This is a genomic window from Jatrophihabitans sp. (assembly GCA_036389035.1).
Lineage (GTDB): Bacteria > Actinomycetota > Actinomycetes > Mycobacteriales > Jatrophihabitantaceae > Jatrophihabitans_A.
In genome coordinates this window covers 175,449-197,662 of record DASVQQ010000022.1, presented here as the reverse complement: position 1 = coordinate 197,662, position 22,214 = coordinate 175,449, and the positions used below count along the sequence as shown (strand labels likewise).

26 protein-coding genes are annotated in these 22,214 nt (G+C 69.1%); 9 read left to right on the top strand and 17 right to left on the bottom strand.

All coding sequences use genetic code 11. The annotated features are described in order from the left end of the window. Window positions 1-189: hypothetical protein (locus tag VF557_14405; protein ID HEX8081399.1), on the bottom strand; the 189-nt coding region annotated here is incomplete at its 3' end. A gap of 155 nt (window positions 190-344) precedes the next feature. Between VF557_14405 and VF557_14400 the strand changes: the two genes are divergently transcribed. Together VF557_14400 and VF557_14395 are read left to right on the top strand one after the other, a co-directional pair. Beyond that, on the top strand, window positions 345-587 hold the full coding sequence (locus VF557_14400; GenBank protein HEX8081398.1) for an AbrB/MazE/SpoVT family DNA-binding domain-containing protein: 243 nt from the start codon (window positions 345-347) through the stop codon (window positions 585-587). Beyond that, complete coding sequence (locus tag VF557_14395) at window positions 584-964, top strand: type II toxin-antitoxin system VapC family toxin (GenBank protein HEX8081397.1); 381 nt, start codon at window positions 584-586, stop codon at window positions 962-964. The genes VF557_14400 and VF557_14395 overlap by 4 nt, the downstream gene beginning before the upstream one ends. 184 nt (window positions 965-1,148) lie before the next feature. On the opposite strand, the gene VF557_14390 is transcribed toward VF557_14395, so the two are convergent. The 11 genes from VF557_14390 to purS all read right to left on the bottom strand — a co-directional run bounded on the left by VF557_14390 (window position 1,149) and on the right by purS (window position 8,922). Then, window positions 1,149-1,556, bottom strand: coding sequence for a HEAT repeat domain-containing protein (locus tag VF557_14390; protein HEX8081396.1), 408 nt, complete (start codon window positions 1,554-1,556; stop codon window positions 1,149-1,151). Window positions 1,557-2,182: 626 nt separating this feature from the next. Next, window positions 2,183-2,413 carry a hypothetical protein gene (locus VF557_14385; GenBank protein ID HEX8081395.1) on the bottom strand — a complete coding sequence of 77 codons (231 nt, stop codon included), beginning with the start codon at window positions 2,411-2,413 and terminating at the stop codon, window positions 2,183-2,185. Window positions 2,414-2,458: 45 nt separating this feature from the next. Further along, window positions 2,459-2,767, bottom strand: coding sequence for a hypothetical protein (locus VF557_14380; protein ID HEX8081394.1), 309 nt, complete (start codon window positions 2,765-2,767; stop codon window positions 2,459-2,461). A gap of 152 nt (window positions 2,768-2,919) precedes the next feature. Further along, the gene (locus VF557_14375) at window positions 2,920-3,456 is read right to left on the bottom strand and encodes a hypothetical protein (protein ID HEX8081393.1); all 537 of its coding nucleotides are present in this window, start codon (window positions 3,454-3,456) and stop codon (window positions 2,920-2,922) included. Window positions 3,457-3,647: 191 nt separating this feature from the next. Beyond that, window positions 3,648-3,920, bottom strand: a complete 273-nt coding sequence (locus VF557_14370; GenBank protein HEX8081392.1) for a hypothetical protein — start codon at window positions 3,918-3,920, stop codon at window positions 3,648-3,650. Window positions 3,921-4,049: 129 nt separating this feature from the next. Next, window positions 4,050-4,454, bottom strand: a complete 405-nt coding sequence (locus VF557_14365) for a type II toxin-antitoxin system VapC family toxin (protein HEX8081391.1) — start codon at window positions 4,452-4,454, stop codon at window positions 4,050-4,052. A 20-nt stretch (window positions 4,455-4,474) separates the two neighbouring features. Then, the gene (locus tag VF557_14360) at window positions 4,475-4,711 is read right to left on the bottom strand and encodes a type II toxin-antitoxin system prevent-host-death family antitoxin (protein HEX8081390.1); all 237 of its coding nucleotides are present in this window, start codon (window positions 4,709-4,711) and stop codon (window positions 4,475-4,477) included. Window positions 4,712-4,779: 68 nt separating this feature from the next. Then, the gene (locus tag VF557_14355) at window positions 4,780-5,571 is read right to left on the bottom strand and encodes a sterol carrier family protein (protein ID HEX8081389.1); all 792 of its coding nucleotides are present in this window, start codon (window positions 5,569-5,571) and stop codon (window positions 4,780-4,782) included. A 3-nt stretch (window positions 5,572-5,574) separates the two neighbouring features. Next, a complete protein-coding gene (gene purL, locus VF557_14350) occupies window positions 5,575-7,869 on the bottom strand; it encodes a phosphoribosylformylglycinamidine synthase subunit PurL (protein ID HEX8081388.1) in 2,295 nt (764 codons plus the stop codon). Beyond that, window positions 7,866-8,543: a phosphoribosylformylglycinamidine synthase subunit PurQ gene (gene purQ, locus VF557_14345; GenBank protein HEX8081387.1), complete on the bottom strand. Its 678-nt coding sequence runs from the start codon at window positions 8,541-8,543 to the stop codon at window positions 7,866-7,868. The genes purL and purQ overlap by 4 nt, the downstream gene beginning before the upstream one ends. A 148-nt stretch (window positions 8,544-8,691) precedes the next feature. After that, a complete protein-coding gene (gene purS / locus VF557_14340; protein HEX8081386.1) occupies window positions 8,692-8,922 on the bottom strand; it encodes a phosphoribosylformylglycinamidine synthase subunit PurS in 231 nt (76 codons plus the stop codon). A gap of 129 nt (window positions 8,923-9,051) precedes the next feature. Here purS and VF557_14335 point away from each other — a divergent pair, with 129 nt between their 5' ends. After that, the gene (locus VF557_14335; GenBank protein HEX8081385.1) at window positions 9,052-9,570 is read left to right on the top strand and encodes a hypothetical protein; all 519 of its coding nucleotides are present in this window, start codon (window positions 9,052-9,054) and stop codon (window positions 9,568-9,570) included. Here VF557_14335 and VF557_14330 read toward each other — a convergent pair. Together VF557_14330 and VF557_14325 are read right to left on the bottom strand one after the other, a co-directional pair. Further along, window positions 9,553-10,113, bottom strand: coding sequence for a GNAT family protein (locus VF557_14330; protein ID HEX8081384.1), 561 nt, complete (start codon window positions 10,111-10,113; stop codon window positions 9,553-9,555). The two genes, VF557_14335 and VF557_14330, sit on opposite strands and share 18 nt — an antisense overlap. 93 nt (window positions 10,114-10,206) lie before the next feature. Further along, the gene (locus VF557_14325) at window positions 10,207-11,124 is read right to left on the bottom strand and encodes a phosphoribosylaminoimidazolesuccinocarboxamide synthase (GenBank protein HEX8081383.1); all 918 of its coding nucleotides are present in this window, start codon (window positions 11,122-11,124) and stop codon (window positions 10,207-10,209) included. 203 nt (window positions 11,125-11,327) lie between these two features. Between VF557_14325 and VF557_14320 the strand changes: the two genes are divergently transcribed. The 5 genes from VF557_14320 (at window position 11,328) to VF557_14300 (ending at window position 16,955) form a co-directional block, all read left to right on the top strand. Then, a complete protein-coding gene (locus VF557_14320; protein HEX8081382.1) occupies window positions 11,328-12,683 on the top strand; it encodes a hypothetical protein in 1,356 nt (451 codons plus the stop codon). Between the two features lie 231 nt (window positions 12,684-12,914). Then, on the top strand, window positions 12,915-13,415 hold the full coding sequence (locus VF557_14315) for a SigE family RNA polymerase sigma factor (GenBank protein ID HEX8081381.1): 501 nt from the start codon (window positions 12,915-12,917) through the stop codon (window positions 13,413-13,415). Then, window positions 13,412-14,989 carry a hypothetical protein gene (locus tag VF557_14310; GenBank protein ID HEX8081380.1) on the top strand — a complete coding sequence of 526 codons (1,578 nt, stop codon included), beginning with the start codon at window positions 13,412-13,414 and terminating at the stop codon, window positions 14,987-14,989. Before VF557_14315 ends, VF557_14310 begins: the two co-directional genes overlap by 4 nt. Before the next feature lie 143 nt (window positions 14,990-15,132). Continuing rightward, window positions 15,133-15,636 carry a SigE family RNA polymerase sigma factor gene (locus tag VF557_14305; GenBank protein HEX8081379.1) on the top strand — a complete coding sequence of 168 codons (504 nt, stop codon included), beginning with the start codon at window positions 15,133-15,135 and terminating at the stop codon, window positions 15,634-15,636. Next, window positions 15,633-16,955 carry a hypothetical protein gene (locus tag VF557_14300; protein ID HEX8081378.1) on the top strand — a complete coding sequence of 441 codons (1,323 nt, stop codon included), beginning with the start codon at window positions 15,633-15,635 and terminating at the stop codon, window positions 16,953-16,955. Before VF557_14305 ends, VF557_14300 begins: the two co-directional genes overlap by 4 nt. 26 nt (window positions 16,956-16,981) lie before the next feature. Here VF557_14300 and purB read toward each other — a convergent pair whose 3' ends face one another. Continuing rightward, window positions 16,982-18,481, bottom strand: coding sequence for an adenylosuccinate lyase (gene purB, locus VF557_14295; GenBank protein HEX8081377.1), 1,500 nt, complete (start codon window positions 18,479-18,481; stop codon window positions 16,982-16,984). A 62-nt stretch (window positions 18,482-18,543) separates the two neighbouring features. On the opposite strand from purB, the gene VF557_14290 reads away from it, so the two are divergent. Next, the gene (locus VF557_14290; GenBank protein HEX8081376.1) at window positions 18,544-20,340 is read left to right on the top strand and encodes a 5'-nucleotidase C-terminal domain-containing protein; all 1,797 of its coding nucleotides are present in this window, start codon (window positions 18,544-18,546) and stop codon (window positions 20,338-20,340) included. Window positions 20,341-20,367: 27 nt separating this feature from the next. On the opposite strand, the gene purD is transcribed toward VF557_14290, so the two are convergent. Together purD and VF557_14280 are read right to left on the bottom strand one after the other, a co-directional pair. Next, complete coding sequence (gene purD, locus VF557_14285; GenBank protein ID HEX8081375.1) at window positions 20,368-21,609, bottom strand: phosphoribosylamine--glycine ligase; 1,242 nt, start codon at window positions 21,607-21,609, stop codon at window positions 20,368-20,370. Between the two features lie 56 nt (window positions 21,610-21,665). Then, complete coding sequence (locus VF557_14280; GenBank protein HEX8081374.1) at window positions 21,666-22,157, bottom strand: hypothetical protein; 492 nt, start codon at window positions 22,155-22,157, stop codon at window positions 21,666-21,668. Between the last annotated feature and the right edge of the window lie 57 nt (window positions 22,158-22,214).

Below are 22,214 nucleotides of genomic sequence, written 5' to 3'. Positions count from 1 at the left end.
TGTCATCAGCCCTGATGCCTCGAGCCGCCCGACACCTTGGCTGACTTCATCGGCGGTGAGGATGGCGTGGTTGATACCGTCGGCGGCAGCCACCAGGTCCGTAAGGTCGCACCCGCTGTCCCCACTGATGGCAACGGCTGTGAAGACCCAGGCATCAGCGAACTGCCACCCCTGGTTCTCGGTCGTCATGGACAGAGGCTAACGCCGGCGCCCACCATCCAACTTCCGTCTGAGGCATGGATGGCGAGGCGTGCAGGCTCATCTCCGCGAAGACAGGCCATGGAGATGAAGTCGCGAGCGCGATCCGACGTGGCATACCAGCGAGGCCGTGGCACTATGGAGCTGTGGATGCCACGATCGTACTCGGCAAGCAGGGCCGCCTGGTGATACCCGCCGAAGTTCGGACGGCACTCGGGCTGCTGCCTGGTGATCGGCTGCATCTACATCTATCAGGCCCGCGATTGGTGCTCGAACGCCAGCAGGATGCCGTTGCTGAGTTACGCCAACTCGGCGCGGGACTACCCCGAGGGCGATCTCTCGTCGATGAACTGTTGGCCGAGCGCCGCCTCGCTGCCACAATCGAATGACGGTCCTGGACGCATCCGCGATCCTGGCCCTGGTGCAGGACGAACCAGGTGCGGACCTGGTCGCCGCCAGCCTTGAGTCGGGGATATTGGGCGCCGCGAACCTCGCCGAGGTCATCGGCAAACTGGTCGATGCCGATATCGAGGTTGTTCGCGTGCGGCAACTCCTGGCGGCCACCGGCGTAACGATTGCGCCAGTTCTGGAGCAGGACGCCGAACTGGCCGGTGCCCTGCGCTCACTGCCTGGCGGTCGTTCGCTTTCGCTCGGCGATCGCTGTTGCTTGGCTCTTGCGGTACGTAGCGACCCTCCCGAGGTGCTGACCGCCGATCGCGCGTGGGCCAAGCTGGAGCTACCAATCCGGGTGCGATTGCTCAGATAGGCCTGAGGATCAGGACTCCGGCGGTAGGCAATCTGGCGTCCTTACACGGCTTACTGCCCACCGCCCCGACGGCTGCTCGCTGCTCACCCCGTCGATTCTGCCAGTCTGGCGAACCCGTGCCCTGGTAACTCCAGACATCAGGGTCAGCGCCCAACCCTTGATGGCTTGCCAGCTGACAGTTTGATCAAGCGCCGAGAACTCGCAACGTGCGGGACGCTCCCGCGCGTACCCGTGCCGAGGGGTCGTCCCGCAGATCATCGATGTGCGCGGTTGCCTCGTGAAGGTGATGCCGCGCCACTACCTTCAGCGCCATCTCTCGCACCCGCCATGCCTCGTCATGGAGGGCTGTCAGCACCCCGGCGCGAGCCGAGTCGTCCCACGCGTACAGAAGTCCGCGTGCAGCCCAGACGCGCAGCCAGTAGTCCGGTCCACTGGGTGCGCCGGTGTGAACCCAGTCAGCCGGAGGTCCACCGAGCGCCAGGATCAGGTCGTCATCGGCCGGCCTTCCTTCGAGCAGGCTGAGACACCCGCTGACAACCGCCTCCACGCCTCGACGAGCGCACTCCTGCTCGATGCTCTGGCGCGGTGTCATGCCCCAATGCGAAGACGTGCCCATCCCTTGAACCCTAGGGCGTCGGGCGTGAGATGGACGGTGTCGTGTTCGACGCTGGATTGGCAACGACGTGCGCTGCGCAGGGCCGTGTCCCTAAAGCCGCCTTCAGAGACGTTGGCGGCGCATGATGCGCAGAAACAGCCAGCCCGAGCGGTCCGCAGCCGTAACCGCAAACCGACACGTGCATGAGCAGCTTCTACGGCTTGCCTGGCGAGGGCATTCTCCAGTTGAGGCGGTGGTAGTCGCAGACCGAGGTGAGGTTAACCGCTAATCGTTAAGCTGCCCCCTTGTGACGAAGGTGCGCGCAGCGGTGGTGTATGCCCGGATCAGCAGCGATGTTGAGGGTTCCGGGCTTGGCGTGGCGCGGCAGTTGGAGGACTGCCGCAAGTTGGCCGGCTCGTTGGGTTGGGCGGTGGCCGAGGAGTATGTGGACAACGATCTGTCGGCGTATTCGGGCAAGCGGCGTCCGGGGTATGAGCGGATGCTGGGGCCTACGGCAGCAGCTATGGGGACGCCGGCGCACTGCGATCACCTGCGGATAACGGCACCTACCTTCGGTGCCGCGGGTGCAGGTAGCGGCACCTACCCGCGGTGCCCAGTCGCAGCTATGCGCCCATGTCTCGGGCTACTTCAACCTTCGCTGCCTCGACTTCCTCGCTCGTTGAGTGAGCCACGTCCGTCTGCACCTCCAACTGCGTGAGGAGGTCCCGTAGCGCCTGCACCTGCGCCCTATGGGAGACGGGGACGGTGTCCTCGTCCGTCTCCATCAGCCAGTCGAACAGCACGACGGCATCTGCCCGCCAGAGGGACAACTTCACCTGCGGGACGTTCTGCATGACCGAACGCTAATGGCGGCTCTGCAACGGGTGAGGTAGCGGCACCTACCTTCCGTAGCCCGGCTGCCAGTTCTGTCGCTCGACCTCGACCAGTTCGCCACGGGCGACCAGGGCGAGCAGTCGCTGAGCCTCTTGGCGTGTCACGCCTTCCATGTGTCGAGGCTCGCCCTCCTCGACGTTCTCCCAGACCACAAGACCCGTCCGGAATACGTTCAAGCACCATTCGGACTCGTGCGTCACGGCGACGTCGGGATGCTCTGCATCCGCCGCCTCCAACTCGTCGAGCAGCGCATCGAGCGCTCCTTCAGAAGTGTCGTCGTCCATTACGCCTGAGACGTGCGTGCGCGTAGCCATCGACCGAGGGTAATGCCGGTTACCCGTGGGGTGTCCTAAGAGTGGACGAGGTTGCCCGGGCGGGTACGCCTTCCGCCGCCGGAGACAGCAAAGAAACGGCACCTCTTATTGAAGGCAGGGTTGCCAATTCTTCGCCTTCGGCGGGTCGACAATCAGTCGAGCGAAATCGTGAAGGTCGAGCTGGACCCGTCGGAATCAGTGATCGTGACAGGTCCGAAGGTGAAGAAGACATCTGAAGCACCGGCTGGCGCACGGTAGAAGCCGGTCGCGTGGGTAACACGGAACGCGATTGCCGCCATGGTGGCGGCGACCTCGGCGTTGCACTCGATCTTGGCTTCTGTCAGCCCTCGGTGGCCGTTCTCCTGCGCCCAAGAGCGGAAACGGTCCGAACTACTACGCACGCTCGGGAGCAACCCCTTGTTCGCCCAGGCCCACAGCCATGATCCGGCGCCTGCGTTATAGGAACCAAGGATCTGCGCCGCGGCCGACGCCGTCCTGTCTGCGAAGGTCCAGGTGATGACTCCGGTGGTTTGATCGAAGCCCCAGGCCGTCGCCGTGCCGAGACCCCATCGGGATGTGTGGGCTTGTCCGACCTGCTCGATCATGTCCTGACCCTCAAGGATGAGGGTGCTCAGGTCTGAACCCTGGTCGGACGTGGGGATGGGTCCCTTGCGCTTGAAGAGAGCCATGCGAGGAGGGTAGAGCCACTACTCCGTGTTCGCGGAACGACGGTGTCCTCCAGCCGCGCAGTGATCCGCAACCGGTAGGCGAGGCCGTCCGGGCCCCAGTGCACTCCCAGCTCGGCGCCCAGCGCCTCGGCGAGCAGGACCGGGTCGCCGGACCGCTCCGCCTCCGCGATCGCCTCGGCCGCGAACGGCACCTACCCGGCGGTCATGAACCGATCATCGAAGGCGACCAACTCATCTGAAAGAGCCGCATCGAAGGACCACGTGTCCGCGACGACGTGCGAGATGCGACCGCGCAGGGCCCCAGGCGAGGCAGTGGCTTCGTCGTCCATCGCCGCCGCCAGCAGACGCTTGATGGTCACGAGGTCGGCGTCGGACGCACGGGTCCGGCGGAGTTCCAGAGGTCGTAATGCCTCCGCCTCGACAGCCGCCAACAGGCGTACAGCCTCGGTCTTCCGCGTTGCCACGGACCGAGGGTAGTGCCGGTTACCCGCGTCAAGCTACCGTGACCTCTAATGGGGGCGTTTTTACGACTAGTCAGGTTGCCCAGGTTGGTGGTGCCGCCGTGCGGTCGGGACTGCCAGCGCTTCGACGGCTCAACGATCCGCATGGCGAGGATTCGGAACCGCTCGAACAGATAGCTCGTCGATGCCGGTGAAATCAGCCGGGTTGCAGGTGTACAACGGCAAGTCATGGGCGATAGCCGACGCCGCGATCAAGGCGTCGTAAGCGCGGGCAGCGGGTTTGCGGCCGGCCTGGCGCAGCGACGCCGCGACGCGGCCGAACGCCCGGGCCGACGCGGCGTCGAAGGCAAGTGCATCGAAGTCCGCTTCGGCTTGCTGCAGGTGCGCTTGACGGGCCGATCGTTCACGAGCGGTGTCAGCCACATGCGGGCCGACCGACAGTTCGGCCAAGGTCACCGCGCTGATCACGCACTCGTCGGGTAGCACGCTCGGATCGGCCAGCTCACCGAGCAGGATCACGGTGGAGGTGTCGAGCATTCCCCGAGCCGCAGGAACATTCATACGGCGGAATCGAGCACGGTGTCGATGTCGCGGCGCAGCAGATCAGGGTCGACCTTCGGCAAGTGGCGGCGGCGTTCGATGAGATCGGCAGCCGTTGGGGCCGGCCGTCGCCGCGGGCGCAATTCAGCGACCTCGGCGCCATCCCGGGTGACGATCAGCTCTTCGCCGCGAGCTACCCGGTCGAGGACTGCTCCGCCGTCGTTGCGGAGCTCGCGCACTGTCACGGTCTTCATACCCTGCAGTGTATCACCGGTGATACATGACTAGGAAGACGGCTCTCCTCTTACCTTCAAGAGGATTACTACAGCAGCGGTAGCTGCTCTGAGAGATCCGCCCGGTTGCCGCTGGCCCGGACCTGACCGGCGGCCAGGGCCTGGCGCCAGTCCGCACGCCCGGTGGCTAGCAAGAGAAACGTCACCGGGTCGGTCTCCACCACGTTGGGCGGAGTCCCCCGGGTGTGGCGCGGGCCTTCGATGCACTGCACGGCGGCGAACGGCGGCACCCGCACCTCGACCGACCGGCCCGGGTGCTTCGCCGCGAGCATTCCGGCCAGGCCACGCACCCCGGCCTTGAGCGCGCCGCGGTCCAGCTCGATCGGAGCCCGGTCCGGCAAGGACCGGCTCAGGTCATGAGAATGCGCCAGCACCTCGAAGATCCGGGTGGTCAGGTAATCGGCGCCACTGATCGGACCGCGCGGCGCCCGGACCACCTTCGGCAACGGCTCGGCCAGCCGCACCCGCACCTGGCTCAGCAGCAGGTCCAACTCACCCAGCAGTTCGTCCGGGGTCCGATCAGCGGCGATCTCGGCGGTCACCGCGTCGATCGCCCCGGCATCCACCCGGTAGCGGGCGACGTAGTCGTGCAACGCCAGCGGCGGCTCGTCGACCGGCGAGCCCAGCGCGCCCAGCAACCCCCGGAAGATCATCAGCACGTGCCCGGTCAGCAGCCGGACGTCCCAGCCGGGCAGCACGCTGGGCTGGCTGAACGCCTCGAACGGCAGCTGCGCCAACCACTCCCGCATCAGCGCCGCCTGGGCGAGCAGCGGCTGACCGGAAGTGCCGCTCTTCGCACCAGCGCCGATCGACCCTGCCATCGATCAGCCGAACAGCGCCGGCAACGTCGAGGTCCAGGCCACCCGCAGCTCCGGCATCGGCAGCCGGAACTGCCCCTGCACCTCGATGGCCGACTCGAGCACGTCGAGCATGCCGATCCGCTGCGCCGGCAGGCCGCGCGCGGCGCACAGGTCGGTGAACCGCTCCTCGTCAGCGCGCGGCACCGCCACGATCGCCCGGCCGGCCGACTCGGAGAACAGGAACACGAACGGGTCCGCCCCCTCGGGCAGGATCAGCCGGACGCCGACGTTGCCGCGCAGGCACGCCTCGGCCACCGCCACGAACAGCCCGCCGTCGGACAGGTCGTGCGCGGCGTCGGTCAGGCCGTCCCGGGAGGCGTCGATCAGCACGTCGGCGAGCAGCCGCTCCCGCTCCAGGTCGACCGCCGGCGGCCGGCCGCCGAGAAAGCCGTGCGCGACATGCGCCCACTCCGAGCCGCCGAACTCGTCCCGGGTGTCACCGAGCAGGTAGAGGTGAGCGCCGTCGCGGCGCAGCGCCATCGGCGTCCGGCGGGTCACGTCGTCGATCACCCCGAGCACCCCGACCACCGGCGTCGGCAGGATGGCGGTGTTGCCGGTCTGGTTGTAGAAGCTGACGTTGCCGCCGGTCACCGGAATGCCCAGCTGCTGGCAGCCGTCGGCCAGCCCACGCACGGCCTCGGCGAACTGCCACATCACCGCCGGGTCCTCCGGCGAGCCGAAGTTCAAGCAGTTGGTGACGGCCAGCGGCCGGGCGCCGGTGACGGCAACGTTGCGGTAGGCCTCGGCCAGCGCCAGCTGCGCGCCGGCGTAGGGGTCCAGCCGGCAGTACCGGCCGTTGCCGTCCACCGAGACCGCGATGCCGACGTTGCTGTCTTCGCCGTCCGGCCCGGGCAGCCGGATCATCCCGGCGTCCTCGGGCTGGGCCAGCACCGTGTTGCCCTGCACGTAACGGTCGTACTGGTCGGTGACCCAGGACTTGTCGGCCAGGTTCGCCGAAGACATCAGCTTCAGCGCGGTGGCCCGCAGCTGCTCACCGGTCTTGGGCCGCGGCAGGCCGTTGCCGTGCTCGCCGTTGAGCGCGTCCTGGTCATAGGGGCGGCGCACCGGCCGCCGGTACACCGGGCCCTCGTGGGCCAGGGTGCGCGGCGGCACGTCCACGATCGTCTCGCCGTGCCAGCGCATCACCAGCCGGTCGCCGTCGGTCACGGTGCCCAGCACGGTGGCGGTGACGTCCCACCTGGCGCAGACCTGGAGAAACGCCTCCAGGTTCTCAGGCGCCACCACCGCCATCATCCGCTCCTGGGACTCGCTCATCAGGATCTCTTCGGGCGAGAGCGTCTCATCGCGCAGCGGCGCGAGGTCCAGGTCGATCTCCATGCCGCCGGTGCCGGCCGCGGCCAGCTCGGTGGTCGCGCAGGACAACCCGGCGGCGCCCAGGTCCTGGATGCCGGTGACCAGGTCGGCGGCGAAGATCTCCAGGCAGCACTCGATCAGCACCTTCTCGGCGAACGGGTCGCCGACCTGCACCGCCGGGCGCTTGCGCTCGCCCTCGCGTTCGAAGCTGGCGCTGGCCAGCACCGAGGCGCCCCCGATGCCGTCGCCGCCGGTGCGGGCGCCGAACAGCACGACCAGGCTGCCGGGCCCCTCCGCCTTGGCCAGCTTGATCCCATCCGCCCGCAGCACGCCGACGCACAGCGCGTTCACCAGCGGGTTGGCCAGGTAACTCGGGTCGAAGACCATCTCGCCGCCGATGTTGGGCAGCCCCAGGCAGTTGCCGTAGCCGCCGATCCCGGACACCACGCCGGGCAGCACCCGGGCGGTGTCAGGGGCCTCGGCGGCGCCGAACCGCAGCGAGTCCAGCACCGCGATCGGGCGCGCGCCCATGGTCAGGATGTCGCGGACGATGCCGCCGACGCCGGTGGCCGCGCCCTGGTGCGGTTCGACATAGGACGGGTGATTGTGCGACTCGATCTTGAAGGTCACCGCCAGGCCGTCGCCGACGTCGACCACGCCGGCGTTCTCACCCATGCCGACCAGCAGGATGTCCTTGGCCTGGGCCGGGACCTTCTCACCGAACTGCTTCAGGTGCACCTTGGACGACTTGTAGGAGCAGTGCTCGGACCACATCACCGAGTACATCGCCAGCTCGGAGCTGGTCGGCCGGCGTCCCAGGATCTCTTTGATCCGGGCGTACTCGTCGCGCGCCAGGCCCAGCTCGGCGAAGGGCTGGGACTGCCCGGCGCTGGACTCGGCGACCTGCACCGTGTCGAGCGGGACGCGCCGCCGGGTGGCGGTCACGCGCTGACCAGGCTGGTCAGGACGGAGCTGAAGAAGGCCAGGCCGTCGGCGCTGGGGCCGGTGAGGGGGTCCACGGCGTGCTCGGGATGCGGCATCAGCCCGACCACGTTGCCGGCGGCGTTGCAGATGCCGGCGATGTCGCGGTACGAGCCGTTGGGGTTGCCGTCGAGGTAGGTGGCCACCACCCGGCCCTCGGCCTCGAGCTCGTCCAGCGTCCGCTGGTCGGCGACGAAGCCCCCGTCGATGTTCTTGATCGGGATGACCAGCTCCTGGCCGGGCTGGTAGCCGGCGGTCCAGGGGGTGTCGGCGTTGACGATCCGCAGCCGCTGGTCGCGGCAGACGAACCGGCGTTCGGCGTTGCGGATCAGCGCGCCGGGCAGCAGGTGCGCCTCGCACAGCACCTGGAAGCCGTTGCAGATGCCGAGCACCGGCAGGCCGTTGCGGGCCCCGTCGATCACCGACTCCATCGCCGGTGAGAACCGGGCGATGGCGCCGCAGCGCAGGTAGTCGCCGTAGGAGAAGCCACCGGGCAGCACCACCGCGTCGACGTCGGAGAGCCACCTGTCGCCGTGCCACAGCGGCACCGGCTCCGCACCTGCCAGCCGGATCGCGCGCATGGCGTCGCGATCGTCAAGACTTCCGGGAAAGGTCACCACTCCGACGCGCACGCTCACGTCCACAGGTTACCGGTCGCCCCGCCTTCTCCCTGCCGGCCGGGCGGTTGCCCGGAGCGCATTGTGCGGCCCGAAACGTCGTTGCGCGGGCCCTACCAGCGACGTTTCGGGCCGCACAATGGCGTTGAGGCGGGGTCAGCGGCGGGGCTCAGCGGGAGATGGTGAAGTCCTCGATGACCGGGTTGGCCAGCAAGGTGTCGGCCAGCTTGGTCAGGGTGGCGTCGTCGAGGTCGTCGTCGACGTCGAGCTCGAAGTGCTTGCCCTGGCGCACCGAGTTGACGCCCTCGATGCCGAGCCGGGTCAACGCGCCCAGGATGGCCTGGCCCTGCGGGTCCAGGATCTCCGGCTTCATCACAACGTCGACTACTACGCGGGCCACGTCGGGCTCCTTCTTTTCCTGCTGCTGGCGTATGCGGAGCGGCAAGCGTAACGCCGCCGGCCCGGGCCGGGCTCCGTCGGCGGCGCTGGCGCCTGCCCAGGGCGACGTTGCCCACCTAGGCTCCCCGCCATGCAACGCGTCCTGGTCGCCGGCTCGTCCGGCTCGGGCAAATCCACCCTGGCCGCCGAGCTCTCGCGCCGGTTGGGCCTGCCCTACGTCGAGCTGGACTCGCTGTTCCACGGGCCGGGCTGGGTGCCGCGACCGCGGTTCCTCGACGACGTCCGGGCAGTGGCCGCCGGTCACCGGTGGGTCTCGGAGTGGCAGTACCCGGAGGCCCGGCCACTCCTGCTGGCCCGTGCGGACACCCTGATCTGGCTGGACTTTCCGCGCCGGCACAGCGTCATGCACCGGGTACTGCGGCGGTCCTTCCGGCTGGCCGCCTTCCGCACGCCGATGTTCAACGGCAACACCGAGAGGTTCCGGGACTGGCTCAACCCCGAGCACCCGATCCGGTGGGCGTGGAGCACCCACCATCAGGTACGGGCCAACGTGCTGGCAGCGGTCGAGCAGCGCCCGGACCTGACGGTGATCCGGCTGGGCTCACCCGGACAGGTCCGGCGCTGGCTGCGCTCAGTCGGCCGGAGCTGACTCGGAATCAGCCGCAGCCAAGCCGGGCCAGTCCTCGCGGAACAGCCCCATCAGGACGGTGTCCTCGTACCGGCCGCCGGACCAGACCTGCAGGCGCTGGCGGCCCTCCTCGACGAACCCGACGGCGCGGTAGGCCCGGATCGCCCGCTCGTTGCCGCCATGGACCTCGAGCCAGAGCTTGCGCAGGTTCTGCAGCCGGAAGCCGTAGTCCACCAGCAGCGCCAGAGCCTCGCGGCCATAGCCACGGCCCCAGTACGCGCGGTCGCCGATGCCGATGCCGACCTCAGCCGTGCCGTCGCGCCGGTTGACGTTGTGCAGCCCGCAGTCACCGATGAACACCCCGCCGGCCTCGATGGCGAAGGTCGGGCTCTCCTTGTCCTTGGCCAGCTCCTCGAAGAACTGCTGGACCACCGCCCGGGTCCGGGGACGGGGCGGGTCACCGCCGCCTAGCAGCTCGAACTCGACATCGTTCTTGAACTCGGTCAGCCTGCCCAGGTCTGACTCGGTCAGGGCCCGAAGCGTGACCAGCTTGCCGACCAGCATCGCGTACACCTCATTCGTTCTCTCCGTCGGACGCCAGGCGTCGGACGCCCGGGTCGACGAGCAGCCGGCTTCCCGGTTCGCAGAGCTGTCCGACTACCCGGCCGGAGCCAACCAGTCGGCGAACCGTAACCCGGTGAGCCGCTCGTACGCATCCAGATATCGCTGCCGGGTGGCGGCCACCACCTCATCGGGCAGCGGTGGCGGCGGCTGGTCGGAGTGCCGATCCCAGCCGGAGTCGGGCGAGCTCAGCCAGTCCCGGACGTACTGCTTGTCATAGCTGGCTTGCCGGCGTCCGGGCTGCCACTCATCAGCGGGCCAGAACCGGGACGAGTCCGGGGTCAGCACCTCATCGCCGAGCATCAGCTCACCGGTGCAGGAATGCAGGCCGAACTCGAACTTGGTGTCGGCGAGCATGATGCCGCGGGCCGCCGCGATGTCACGGGCCCTGGCGTAGATGGCCAGGCTGAGCGCGCGCAGCCGGCCGGCGGTCTTCTCCCCCACCTGCTCGACCACGGCGCTGAAGCTGATGTTCTCGTCGTGCTCGCCCACTGCGGCCTTGGCGGCCGGGGTGAAGATCGGCTCGGGTAGCCGGTCGCCGTCGGTCAGCCCGGCCGGCAGCGCGATGCCGCAGACCGAGCCGGTGGACTGGTACTCCAGCAGGCCGCCGCCGGTGAGGTAGCCGCGCACCACCGCCTCGACCGCGATCATGTCGAGCTTCACGCACAGCATCGCCCGGCCGCGCCAGGCATCGGGGATCAGCTCGTCGTCATAGCTGATCAGGTGATTGTCGACCAGGTCGGCGAGCTGCTCGAACCACCAGACCGACATCGCCGTCAGGATCCGGCCCTTGTCCGGGATCTCGGTCGGCAGCACGTGGTCGAAGGCCGATATCCGGTCGCTGGCGACCATGATCAGGTGTCCGGTGTCGGTGGCGTACAGGTCGCGCACCTTGCCCGAGTGGACGTGGGTAAGCCCGCTGTCAGAGCGCTCGGTCGCCGGTGTCGGGGGCACGGGCCGAATCCTGTCACACCGCGATAACGATGTGTTCCCGGTGGATCTTCAACGCAACCCCGGAAGGCCGGTCGCGTCTGACAAGCGGAACATCCACAAAAGCGTCGGCCGGCTTCTCCACGGCCAGGAACGGACAGCGCAGTGACGCAATCCCTCACGATCGACATCGCCGCCTCGTACGCGGCCGACCGGCTGGAACTCCAGTGACCCGGCTCGAGCGTCCGGCCGCTTCACCCCGGCGCGCCCGCTGGCTGGCTCCGGTGCTGGCCGCGGCCGCCGCCGCCGCGGTGGCCGTCGCCGCGGTGGCCGTCGGGGTCACCGCTGTCTCCACCTCGGGCAACGGCGACCGCGCAGCTATCCTGCCGGTCACCCAGGTCAGCACGCCGACTCTGGGCCCGACTCCGACGCCCAGCAGCACCCCGCCCGCGCCACGGCCTGCCAGCCCCATCTCGGCCAGACCCGCGGCCACCACCACACCGCCGGCGCAGGTGGCGGCGCCGCTCAGGAACGGTCAGCAAGCAGACCGGTCCCAGATTCCGTGGAGCCAGGTCGGCCCCGGTTGGCATCTGATCGCCAGCACTGCCACGCCCAAGGCAGTGACGGCCCCGCTCTACCTGGTCAACCCGATCGGCGGCCGGTACCTGATCAGCCAGGTGGCCATTGACAGCATCCGCGCCTGGTCGCCTGACGGCAGGCGGGTCTTGCTCACCGGGGAAGGGGCAGGCCGCTTTAGTGAGCTGGAGCTGGCAACCGGGCAGGTGCTGCGCACATTCACCATCCCGGGCGCCGCGTTCGTCAGCTACACCCGGCCGACAGGTCAAGCCATCCTAGTAGAGGTGAGAGTCGGCAAGGGATCTGCGGCGCGGACCACACTGCAAAGATTTGGAACCGACGGCCGGCACCAGCGGACCTACCCCTCCGAACTGCCCGGCCTGGGTAAGTTGTCGACCCATACCGTCCTGTACAGCCCTGACGGCACTGAGCTGCTGATCGGCGCCCGAAACGGCCTGGCGCTGCTCGGAAATGACGGTCATCTCATTCGAACCCTGCCCGCGCCGGCCGAGCAACGGGAGTGCGACCCGATCAAGTGGTGGGACGCGGCGACGGTGTTGACCAGATGCACGAACCACGTCATTAAAAGCCAATTTTTCTCCTGGCCCTCCGAACTCTTCCTCCAACCCGTGTCCGGCGGCAGCCCGACGAAGTTGGCCGGCGCCAGCGCAGCCACCCCGTTCGGCGTCCAGAACGCCTGGCGGTACAGCGGCGGTCTGTTGCTGCGTGAAGAGTCCGGCTGTGGACCGGGCGAGCTGGACCTCCTGCGGAACGGGGTGCTCAGCAAGCTGGCGCTGCCGTCAGGAATCGCTAACCCGCCACCGTTACACGCGGTTGCCGGGGATGTCGTGATCGTGGACCAGCGGATGCACTGCTCGTACGAGCCCGACCCGGTTACTTTGATCGCGGTCAACTTCGTGACCGGAGCCAAGATGACTCTGGCCACGGGGTTCTATAACAGGGTGGTCTCCTACCCCGGCCGCGACGGAGCAGCCCGGCGTTATTGACCGAGCAGCATGGCGTGACTAGGGGCGTAGCCGGCGGCGGCCGGCTACGCCCCAGCACGTACTCGACGGCGGCGATCACGGCCCGGAACTACGCCTGCATCACACCTCGGTAACGGTGGCCGGTTTACCGAATCCCTGATGCAACCCTGACAACCGGATCGCGTCTGACAAGCAGAACATTCCACGCACGGGGCGTTGGCCGGCTCTTCACGGCCAGGAACGGACAGCGCAGTGACGCAATCCCTCACGATCGACATCGCCGGCTTGTACGCCGCGCACCGGCTCAAGCTGGTCCGGATGGCGGTGCTGCTGGTCGATGACATCGGCAGCGCCGAGGACGTGGTGCACGACGCCTTCGCCACGCTGCACCAGCGGCAGTCGCAGGTGCGCGAGCCGGCAGCCGCGATCGGCTACCTGCGGATGACCGTGATCAACAACGCCCGCTCGGTGCTGCGCAAGCGCCAGACCGCCCGGCGCCATCTCAGCCTGGCCCGGCTGCAGGACGCCGAGCCGGCTGACAGCGAGCTGATGCTCGCCGCCGCGCACCAGGAGGTGCTGGCCGCCGTCCGGCAGCTGCCGCCACGCCAGCGCGAGGTGCTCACCCTGCGGTACTGGGCCGACCTGTCCGAGGCCGAGATCGCCGAGGCGCTGGGCATCTCGCGCGGCGCGGTGAAGTCGAACGCCAGCCGCGGCATGGACAAGCTCGAAACGATGTTGGGAGACGCTCGATGAACCGCCAGACCGAGGACCGGCTGCGCGCCGCGTTCGACGCCAAGGCCGACCAGGTCACCGATGAACGCCTGGACCAGCTCGCCGAACAGCGCCGCCAGTCACTCATCGCAGACCTCGACGAGCCCGACGGCGCCGAAGACTTCCCCGCCATCCCCGGCTTCACCGACCCCGACAGCCGGAACCCCTTCGCACCCCGCCACCCGGTGGCCCGGCTCGACGTCGACCACCACGCCGCCTCGCCCCGGCACGCCCGCTGGTTCGCCCCGGTGCTGGCCGCCGCCGCCGTCATCGCGGTGGCTGTCGGGGTGACCGCTGTCTCGACCTCGGTCAACAACGGCAAGCGCACGCCCAACCCGCCGGCCACCCAGGTCAGCACGCCGACCCCGACCCCGACGCCGACGCCCAGCCCGACGCAGACTCTGATCGACCCCCCGCCGATGCCGCAACCGTCCGGCAACGGCAACGGCAACGGCTCGACGGCGGTCACCCAGCCCTCCCTGCTCCGCGGTCAGGAAGGGGCTCGATCACAAGTGCCGTGGTCGGAGGTAGGACCCGGCTGGCGGCTGTTGAAGCCTGCCGGCGACCTGTCGACAAGGCTGTACCTCTACAACCCGGCCGGTGGCCGCTACCTGATCAGCGACCAGTTACCGCCGCAAGCGCAGTTGCTGGCATGGTCCCCCGACGGTGAGCGGGCGATGCTGTCCACGGCCGGCCGGTATGACCAGCTGCGGCTACGCTCCGGCCAGCTCGACACCGGCCCGCGGCTGCCGGAGACGTCCTTCCTGACCTACACCCAGCCCCGGGGACTGGCCATGCTGCTGCGCCAGGCCGACAGCACCGGCAAGCACACCCTGGCGCGCTACGCCCCGGACGGGACGCTTCAGCTGACCTACCCGGCCACGATCGAGGGGGTCACGGGTGAGGTGGGGTACAGCGGCCTGTACACCGCCGACGGCTCGGCCCTGGTGGTAGGCATCTCTCCGGTGCACATCACCGCCACCGCTGCCCCGTCCAGCCCTGCGGTTCCTCGCAAGGCGCAGGACGGGTTGGCCTTGTTGAGCAACGACGGGCACCTCATCCGACGGTTCGCCGCGCCGGCCGGTTACGTCAACTGCAAACCGCTGAGATGGTGGTCGGCCACCTCGGTCTTGGAGTCATGCACACGAAAGAGCGGCTCCTTGACCAGCGGGCTGTTCCTGCAGGAGACCTCCGGCGGCCTCCCCGTCCCACTCGCCCAGCCGGCTGGCGGCCCCGGGTACTGGTCGGCGTGGAAACTCGGCAACGGCAACGTGCTGCTGGCCAATGACAGTAGATGCGACAGCGACAGCTACAACATCCTGCATCCGGACACCGGCGACATAACGGCGCTAAAGCTTCCCGCCGGCGTCTCACGGCCAGGCTTCATCCAGAACATGGACGGAAACGTCGCGACATTCGACCTCTACGGGGGCCGCTGCTCCACCAGCCAGCCGGGCGCCCCGCACACCCTGCTCGACTACAACATGGTCACCGGGCAGAGCGCCGTCCTGTTCGAAGGCGAGGCCACAATCGTCGGCTACCCGCGCCAGGATTAGTGCCTCTATCTCGGCGTGGGCATGGGGCTGCGGACCCGCCAGCAGGTCACCGACCGAAATCCGATGCAACCTCACGCCCGAGCCGGACGTCCCCTCTGCATGACTCGGATTTCCGGCCACCTCAGTGCGATGACATGATCGCGGTGACCGGTCCGGCAGGGCTCGACCTGGCCGCGTTGTACCGCGATCATCGCCTCCACCTGCTCCGGATGGCGGTGCTGTTGGTGGACGACCGGGCAAGTGCTGAGGACGTCGTGCAGGACGCTTTCGTGTCGTTCCAGCGCTCCTGCCACCGGCTGCGCGACCCCGAGGCGGCGCTGGGCTACCTGCGGGTGTGCGTGGCCAACGCCGCCCGGTCGGCCGTGCGGCGGCGCCAGGTCGCCCGCAAGCACCTGCACCGCTCCGCCGTGGTCACCGACGAGCCACCCGCCGACACCGAGCTGATGCTCGCCGCCGAGCACCAGGAAGTCCTCAAAGCCCTGCGCAGGCTGCCTGACCGGCAGCGCGAGGTGCTGACCCTGCGGTATTGGTCAGACCTTTCCGAGGCCCAGATCGCCGAAGCGCTAGGAATCTCCAAGGGCGCCGTCAAATCCAATGCCAGCCGTGGCATGCGCCGGCTGGCCGTCGTGTTGGGAAGTGCCCGGTGAACGCACTGGAAGACCGCCTGCGCGCCGCGCTGAAAGCGAAGTCTGACGCCGTGACCCTGGATGAGACCGAGGCCCCGGCGCAGGCCATCTCGACCGAGGTCATTCGCCTCGTACCGGACGTCGCCGCTCGGCCGCAGCGCCGGATCGCCACCGTGCTGGCAGCGGTCGCCGCCGCCGCCGTCCTCGCGCTGGCGGTGGGCACCCTGGTGGCCGGAGGTGGCGATGGGTCATCCGCCGGCCGCGTCGGCAACCGGACTGAGGTGCCCTGGAACCGGGTCGGGCCGGGATGGACGCTGGTGCAGGACACCACGCACACGACGCGCGACCAGCAAGGTTACCCGCACCTGCGATCCGACACCCCGGAGCGACTGCTGCTGATCGATCCATCGGGTGTCAAGTACCTGATCAGCACCGTCGACCCCCAGCGTTGGTTGCTGACCGGCTGGAGTGAGCGCACCGACCGAGCGCTGTTCGAGCCGCAAGGGGAGACTAACCAGTCCTCTACCAGCGTCCTCGTGGTGGATCTGCGGACCGGAACCAACCGAACCGTCACAGCTCCCGGAGTCTTCTTCTCAGCGCGCTTCTCCGGCCCTGATGACCAATCGATCCTCTTCGAGGACCAGCAGACGCTGGCGGTCTACAGCCTTGCGGGTCGGCTGCAGGCCCGGTTCAGTGGTTCAGGGCGGGACCTCTTCCCCGCCACTGTCAGCTCCCGGGACGGGACGCAGATCATCGTCGGCAGCAAGGCAGGGCTGGCGGTCCGAGACGCGCGGACCGGGCAGCTGGTACGCACGCTGGCGCCGCCGATCGGTTTCGGGGCCTGCGATAATCTGGTCTGGCAACCACACGGTGAGCTGGTCGCGGCCTGCAGGCCGGTCAAGCCGGCTGCCTCGTCCCTCGACCTGGCACGACTATTCATGTTCTCCCGAGGCGACACTCTCACCCCAGCCCGGACCGACCCCCGGCTGGTGCCTGGCACCACGAACCTCGGGCTCCGGCAGGGCTACCTGGCAATCCAGCAGAGGTCGTACCCGCTCGTTTCCCGAGCTGACGCGACGGCCGTCCGAGTCGGCGCCGACGGCCGTCAAGAGCCAGTCCCGATACCAGCGGCTTTCGACGGTGCGAACTGGATAGCCGACCGGGGCGACGCGGGCATGGACACCGTGGCTCTCGTGCGTGCGAAGTCCGACGCCGAGGGATACCGCGACGCACTTGCCAGCTGGAACCCATTCACCGGAAAGGTGACCGAGCTCTATCGCGCCGCGACCCCGACCGGAATACTGATCACCAACGTCCCTTGGCGGGATTTCAGCGGCTGACCCTCGGGCAGAAGCACGAAAGGCCGCTACAGGATCGGCTCGGGGGTGTAGCCGGCGGCGGCCGGCTCGCTCTCCAGGACGTAGCCGACCGCGGCGATCACCGCCCGGACCTGGGCCTGGGCGGCGCCGGTGAATGCCAGCGGGTCGGCCAGCAGGCCGGTCAGGGTGCCCTCGTCCAGGCCCAGCCGCTGGTCGGCGGCCAGCCGGGCCAGCAGGTCGTTCTCAGCGGCGCCCTGCTCGCGCATGTCCAGGGCCACCCGGACGGCGTGCTCCTTGATCACCTCGTGCGCCTGCTCGCGGCCGGCGCCGGCCCGCACCGCGGCCATCAGCACCTTGGTGGTGGCCAGGAACGGCAGGTAACGGTCCAGCTCCCGGGCCATCACCGCCGGGAACGCCCCGAAGTCGTCCAGCACCGTGAGGGTGGTCTCGAGCAGGCCGTCCAGGGCGAAGAAGGCGTCGGGCAGCGCGACCCGGCGGACCACCGAGCAGCTGACATCACCCTCGTTCCACTGGTCGCCGGCCAGCTCACCGGCCATCGAGGCATAGCCGCGCAGCAGCACCGTGAAGCCGTTGATCCGCTCGGCCGAGCGGGCGTTCATCTTGTGCGGCATCGCGCTTGAGCCGACCTGGCCGGGCCGGAACCCCTCGGTGACCAGCTCGTGGCCGGCCATCAACCGCAGCGTGGTGGCAAAGCTGGACGGCGCCGCGGCGAGCTGCACCAGCGCCGAGAGCACGTCGTAATCCAGCGACCGGGGATAGACCTGGCCGGTGCTGGTCAACACCTTCTCAAAGCCCAGGTGCTCCGCGACCCGGCGCTCCAGCTCGGCCAGCTTGTCCGCGTCGCCGTCGAGCAGGTCGAGCGTGTCCTGAGCGGTGCCGACCGGGCCCTTGACGCCGCGCAACGGGTAGCGGGCGATCAGGTCGTCCAGCCGGGCCAGGGCCACCAGCAGCTCGTCGGCCACCGTCGCGAACCGCTTGCCCAGCGTGGTGGTCTGGGCGGCGACGTTGTGCGAGCGGCCAGCCAGCGCCAGCGACTCGTACTCGGCGGCGCGCCGGGCCAGCCGGGCCAGCACCGCCAGCACCTTGGTCCGGACCAGCTTCAGCGCCGAACGCACCTGCAACTGCTCGACATTCTCGGTCACGTCGCGGCTGGTCATCCCCCGGTGGATCAGCTCGTGGGACTGCTCGGCCGAGGCCCCTCCAGCAGCCAAGGAGTTGAACTCCTCGATCCGGGCCTTGACGTCGTGCCTGGTGACCCGCTCGCGCTCGGCGATGGAGTCCAGATCGACAGCATCGACGCCGGCCTCGACCACCTTGCGGTAGGCCTCGATCGCGCCGTCCGGAGTGTTGATGCCCAGATCCCGCTGGGCGATGAGCAGCGCCAGCCAGAGCTGACGTTCGAGCACCACCTTGTGCCGCGGGCTGAAGACGGTGGCCATCGACGTGGAGGCGTAGCGATGGGCGAGCACGTTCGGGATGGCGGGCTTGGCGGCTGGCTTGGCTGGCTGATCTGGCGTGGCGGTCACCCGGCCATTCTGTCGCACCGCCCGCCGTGGCCTCGCGCAGCGGGGTCTGGTGCACTTAGGCAATGAGCCGACCTGACCTGCCGGCAACGGAGGGCTTCCGGCTGACGGTGCTCGGAACCACCGACACCCACGGCCACATCCTGAACTGGGACTACTACACCGACGCCGAGTACGACGACGCCCGGCACAACGACGTCGGCCTGGCCAAGATCTCGACACTGGTGAACACGATGCGCGCCGAGCGGGGCTGGTGCGCGACGCTGACCCTGGACGCCGGTGACACCATCCAGGGCACGCCGCTGGCCTACTACTACGCCCGGATCGATCCGATCACCGGCGCCGCGGCCCCCATCCATCCGATGGCCGCCGCGATGAACGCGATCGGCTTCGACGCCGCCGCGCTGGGCAACCACGAGTTCAACTACGGCATCGAGACGCTGCGCGGGTTCCAGTCGCAGTTACGGCACCCGCTGCTGGGCGCCAACGCCCTGGACTGGGACACCGGCGAGCCGGTCTTCGACGAGTTCATCATCAAAGACGTCCCCGTCGGTGACCATCGGGGGCACCAACGGGGCCACCGGCACGACGAGCACGGCGAGTTCGTCCGGATCGGCATCGTCGGCCTGGTCACGCCCGGCTGCGCCATCTGGGACAAGGCCAGCCTGGAGGGCCGGATCAGGTTCAACGGCATCGTCGAGCAGGCCAGGCTGGTGATCCCCAAGGTCCAGCAGGCCGGCGCCGACGTCGTCATCGTGTGCTGCCATTCCGGCACCGACACCTCCTCCAGCTACGGCGACGCGCTGCCCTGGCCGGAGAACGCCTCGACGCTGCTGGCCCAGGAGGTGCCCGGCATCGACGCGATCCTGGTCGGGCACGCCCACCAGGAGATCGGCCAGCGGTTCGTGCCCAACACCGCCACCGGCAAGCAGGTGCTGCTGTCCGAGCCGCTGCGCTTCGGACACCGGCTGACCGTGATGGACCTGGACCTGGTCTCCCATCGCGGTCGCTGGCAGGTCGGCTCAGCCAGCGCGAGGGTGCTCAACACCAGTCTCGTCGACGCCGACGACACGATCGTCTCGTTGGTTCTGGAGCAGCACGAGAAGGTGCGCGGCTATGTCAACAGCGTCATCGGAGCTTGCACTTTCGCCATGTCGGCGGCGGCCTCCCGCTACCAGCACACCGCCGCGATGGACTTTCTCAACCACGTCCAGGGCGTGGCGGTAAAACAGGCACTGGCCGGCTCACCGTCGGCGTCCCTGCCGGTCCTGTCGATCGTCTCCCCGTTCAACGCCGCCGCGGCGATCCCGGCCGGCGAGGTGACGGTGCGCGACGTGGCCGGCCTCTACATCTTCGACAACACCCTGCTGGGCATCGCGTTCACCGGCGCCCAGGTGCGGCAGTACCTGGAGTACTCGGCGGCCTACTTCAAGCAGGTCAGCGGCACCGGCCCGTTCTCGCCGATGCAGCTGATCAGGGCGGTCACCTCCAGGGCTCCGAAGGGCACCTCGGACCACAACTACGACATCATGAGCGGGTTGGACGCCCCGCTGACCTACGACATCGACATCGCCCGGGAAGTCGGGTCCCGGATCAGGAACCTTCACTACGGCGGCTCGCCGGTCACCGACGAGCAGCGGTTCGTGCTCGCGATCAACAACTACCGGCAATCCGGCGGCGGCAACTTCCCCGCCGTGACGACCGCGCCGGTGCTCTACGACGCCCAGGTCGAGGTCCGCCAGCTGATCATCGACTGGGTGAGCGCGGCCGGCGTGATCGACCCGGCGGTTTTCTCCGACGTCGACTGGCGGCTGGTGTCCGACGGCCAGCCGATCCGGATCACGGCTGAGTCGACTCGCTAACCGGCTGACGACCGCTTGGTGCCAGGACTACCTGGCAGCCTGCTGCGCCACGGCGGCTGCGGCGATGTCGGTGCGGTGCTGGCTGCCGGCCAACTCGATGCCGGCCACCAGCCGGTAGGCCGCGTCGCGGGCCTCGGCCAGGGTGTCACCGACCGCGGTGGCCGACAGCACCCGGCCGCCGGCCGAGCGCAGCACCCCGTCACCGTCGCGCCGGGTTCCGGCGTGGATCACCCCCGGCAGGTCAGCGCCGCGGATCGCATCGTCCAGCCGGGGCGTGCCGGGATAGTTCGCGGCGGCGATCACCACGGTGACGGCCGCGCCGGCCCGCCAGCGCAGCGGCGAGTGCTCGGCGAGCGTGCCGGTCGCCGCCGCGTGCAACAGCCCGGCCAGCGAGGACTCCAGCAGCGCCAGCACCACCTGGGTCTCGGGGTCGCCGAACCGGGCGTTGAACTCGATCACCCGCGGCCCGGCCGCCGTCATGGCCAGGCCGACGTAGAGCAGCCCCGCGAACGGCGTGCCGCGCCGGCGCATCTCGTCCACGGTCGGCCGGGCGACCTCGGCCACCACCTGCTCGACGGCGCCCGCGGGCAGCCAGTCCAGGGGGGCGTAGGCGCCCATGCCGCCGGTGTTCGGGCCGGTGTCGCCGTCGCCAATCCGCTTGTAGTCCTGGGCGGGCAACAGCGGCAGCACGCTCACCCCATCGGTGACGCAGAACAGCGACACCTCGGGCCCGTCCAGGTACTCCTCCACCAGCACCCGCCCGCAGGCGGCGGCGTGCGCGGCGGCCTGGCCGCGGTCAGAGGTCACCACCACGCCCTTGCCGGCAGCCAGCCCGTCGTCCTTGACCACGTACGGCGGGCCGAACTCAGCCAGCGCCGCCTCGACCTGCTCGGCGGTTTCGCACACCGCGGCCCGGGCGGTCGGCACCCCGGCCGCGGCCATCACGTCCTTGGCGAAGGCCTTGCTGCCCTCGAGCTGGGCGGCCTGCCGGGATGGCCCGAAGCAGGCGATGCCGGCGGCGCGCACCGCGTCGGCGGCGCCGGCCACCAGCGGCGCCTCCGGGCCGATCACCACCAGGTCAGCGCGCACCTCAGTGGCCAGCGCGGCGACCGCGGCCGGGTCCGAGACGGCCAGCCGGCGGTGCTCGGCGATGCTCATGGTGCCCGCGTTGCCAGGCGCGCAGATCAGCGCGGTGACCGCCGGGTCGGCCGCCAGCGACAGGCAGAGGGCGTGCTCACGAGCACCGGAGCCGACGACAAGAACCCGCATACCCGGAGGTTATCGAGTCCGGGTATGCGGGTTCTGCTGCCGGGCGGCAGCGGCGGTCAGCAGCCGCAGGTGTAGTACAGGATGTCCCAGTGCGAGCCCTCGTCGGTGTAGATGTTGCCCGAGGCGGCCTGCCACCGCGGGTAACCGTCAGCCCGGTTGCTGATCCGGGTGAAGGTGTTCTTGATGTAGGAGTCGACGCAGGTCCGGTGGCTGATGTCGACCTTGTAGCCGTTCCAGTGGCTGTAGGTGCCGCTGGCGTGACCGGTCTCGGTGCCGCCGGTGATGTTGACCGAGCAGGCGCTGGAGCGCTTGAGGGTGATGACGCCCGAGATGGTGCTCTGGTTGATCTGCTCGAACGACGTGCAGGTCGAGTTGTAGCGGTTGGAGCAGTTGCCGCTCGAGCTCCAGGTCAGGCCCGCGCTGGACAGCTGCGAGGTGGCCTGGGCGTGGGTCAGTTTGGTGACGGCCGCGGCCGGGGCGCTGGTCGCGACCAGCGCGGCCACCGCCGCGAACAGGCCGATCAGGAATACGAGGATGCGACTTTTCATGGGGGTCCACTTCGGGGGGAGGGGTAAACGGCCCTCACCGTCGCGTATCCGGCAAAA

Coding starts and splice junctions, on each gene's coding strand:
- VF557_14385 (HEX8081395.1), bottom strand. CDS start 2,413: ATGCAGAACGTCCCGCAGGTGAAGTTGTCCCTCTGGCGGGCAGATGCC.
- VF557_14365 (HEX8081391.1), bottom strand. CDS start 4,454: ATGCTCGACACCTCCACCGTGATCCTGCTCGGTGAGCTGGCCGATCCG.
- VF557_14395 (HEX8081397.1), top strand. CDS start 584: ATGACGGTCCTGGACGCATCCGCGATCCTGGCCCTGGTGCAGGACGAA.
- VF557_14360 (HEX8081390.1), bottom strand. CDS start 4,711: ATGAAGACCGTGACAGTGCGCGAGCTCCGCAACGACGGCGGAGCAGTC.
- VF557_14355 (HEX8081389.1), bottom strand. CDS start 5,571: ATGGCAGGGTCGATCGGCGCTGGTGCGAAGAGCGGCACTTCCGGTCAG.
- VF557_14280 (HEX8081374.1), bottom strand. CDS start 22,157: ATGAAAAGTCGCATCCTCGTATTCCTGATCGGCCTGTTCGCGGCGGTG.
- VF557_14375 (HEX8081393.1), bottom strand. CDS start 3,456: ATGGCTCTCTTCAAGCGCAAGGGACCCATCCCCACGTCCGACCAGGGT.
- VF557_14390 (HEX8081396.1), bottom strand. CDS start 1,556: ATGACACCGCGCCAGAGCATCGAGCAGGAGTGCGCTCGTCGAGGCGTG.
- VF557_14335 (HEX8081385.1), top strand. CDS start 9,052: ATGCAACGCGTCCTGGTCGCCGGCTCGTCCGGCTCGGGCAAATCCACC.
- VF557_14380 (HEX8081394.1), bottom strand. CDS start 2,767: ATGGCTACGCGCACGCACGTCTCAGGCGTAATGGACGACGACACTTCT.
- purD (HEX8081375.1), bottom strand. CDS start 21,609: ATGCGGGTTCTTGTCGTCGGCTCCGGTGCTCGTGAGCACGCCCTCTGC.
- VF557_14310 (HEX8081380.1), top strand. CDS start 13,412: ATGAACCGCCAGACCGAGGACCGGCTGCGCGCCGCGTTCGACGCCAAG.
- VF557_14330 (HEX8081384.1), bottom strand. CDS start 10,113: ATGCTGGTCGGCAAGCTGGTCACGCTTCGGGCCCTGACCGAGTCAGAC.
- VF557_14290 (HEX8081376.1), top strand. CDS start 18,544: ATGAGCCGACCTGACCTGCCGGCAACGGAGGGCTTCCGGCTGACGGTG.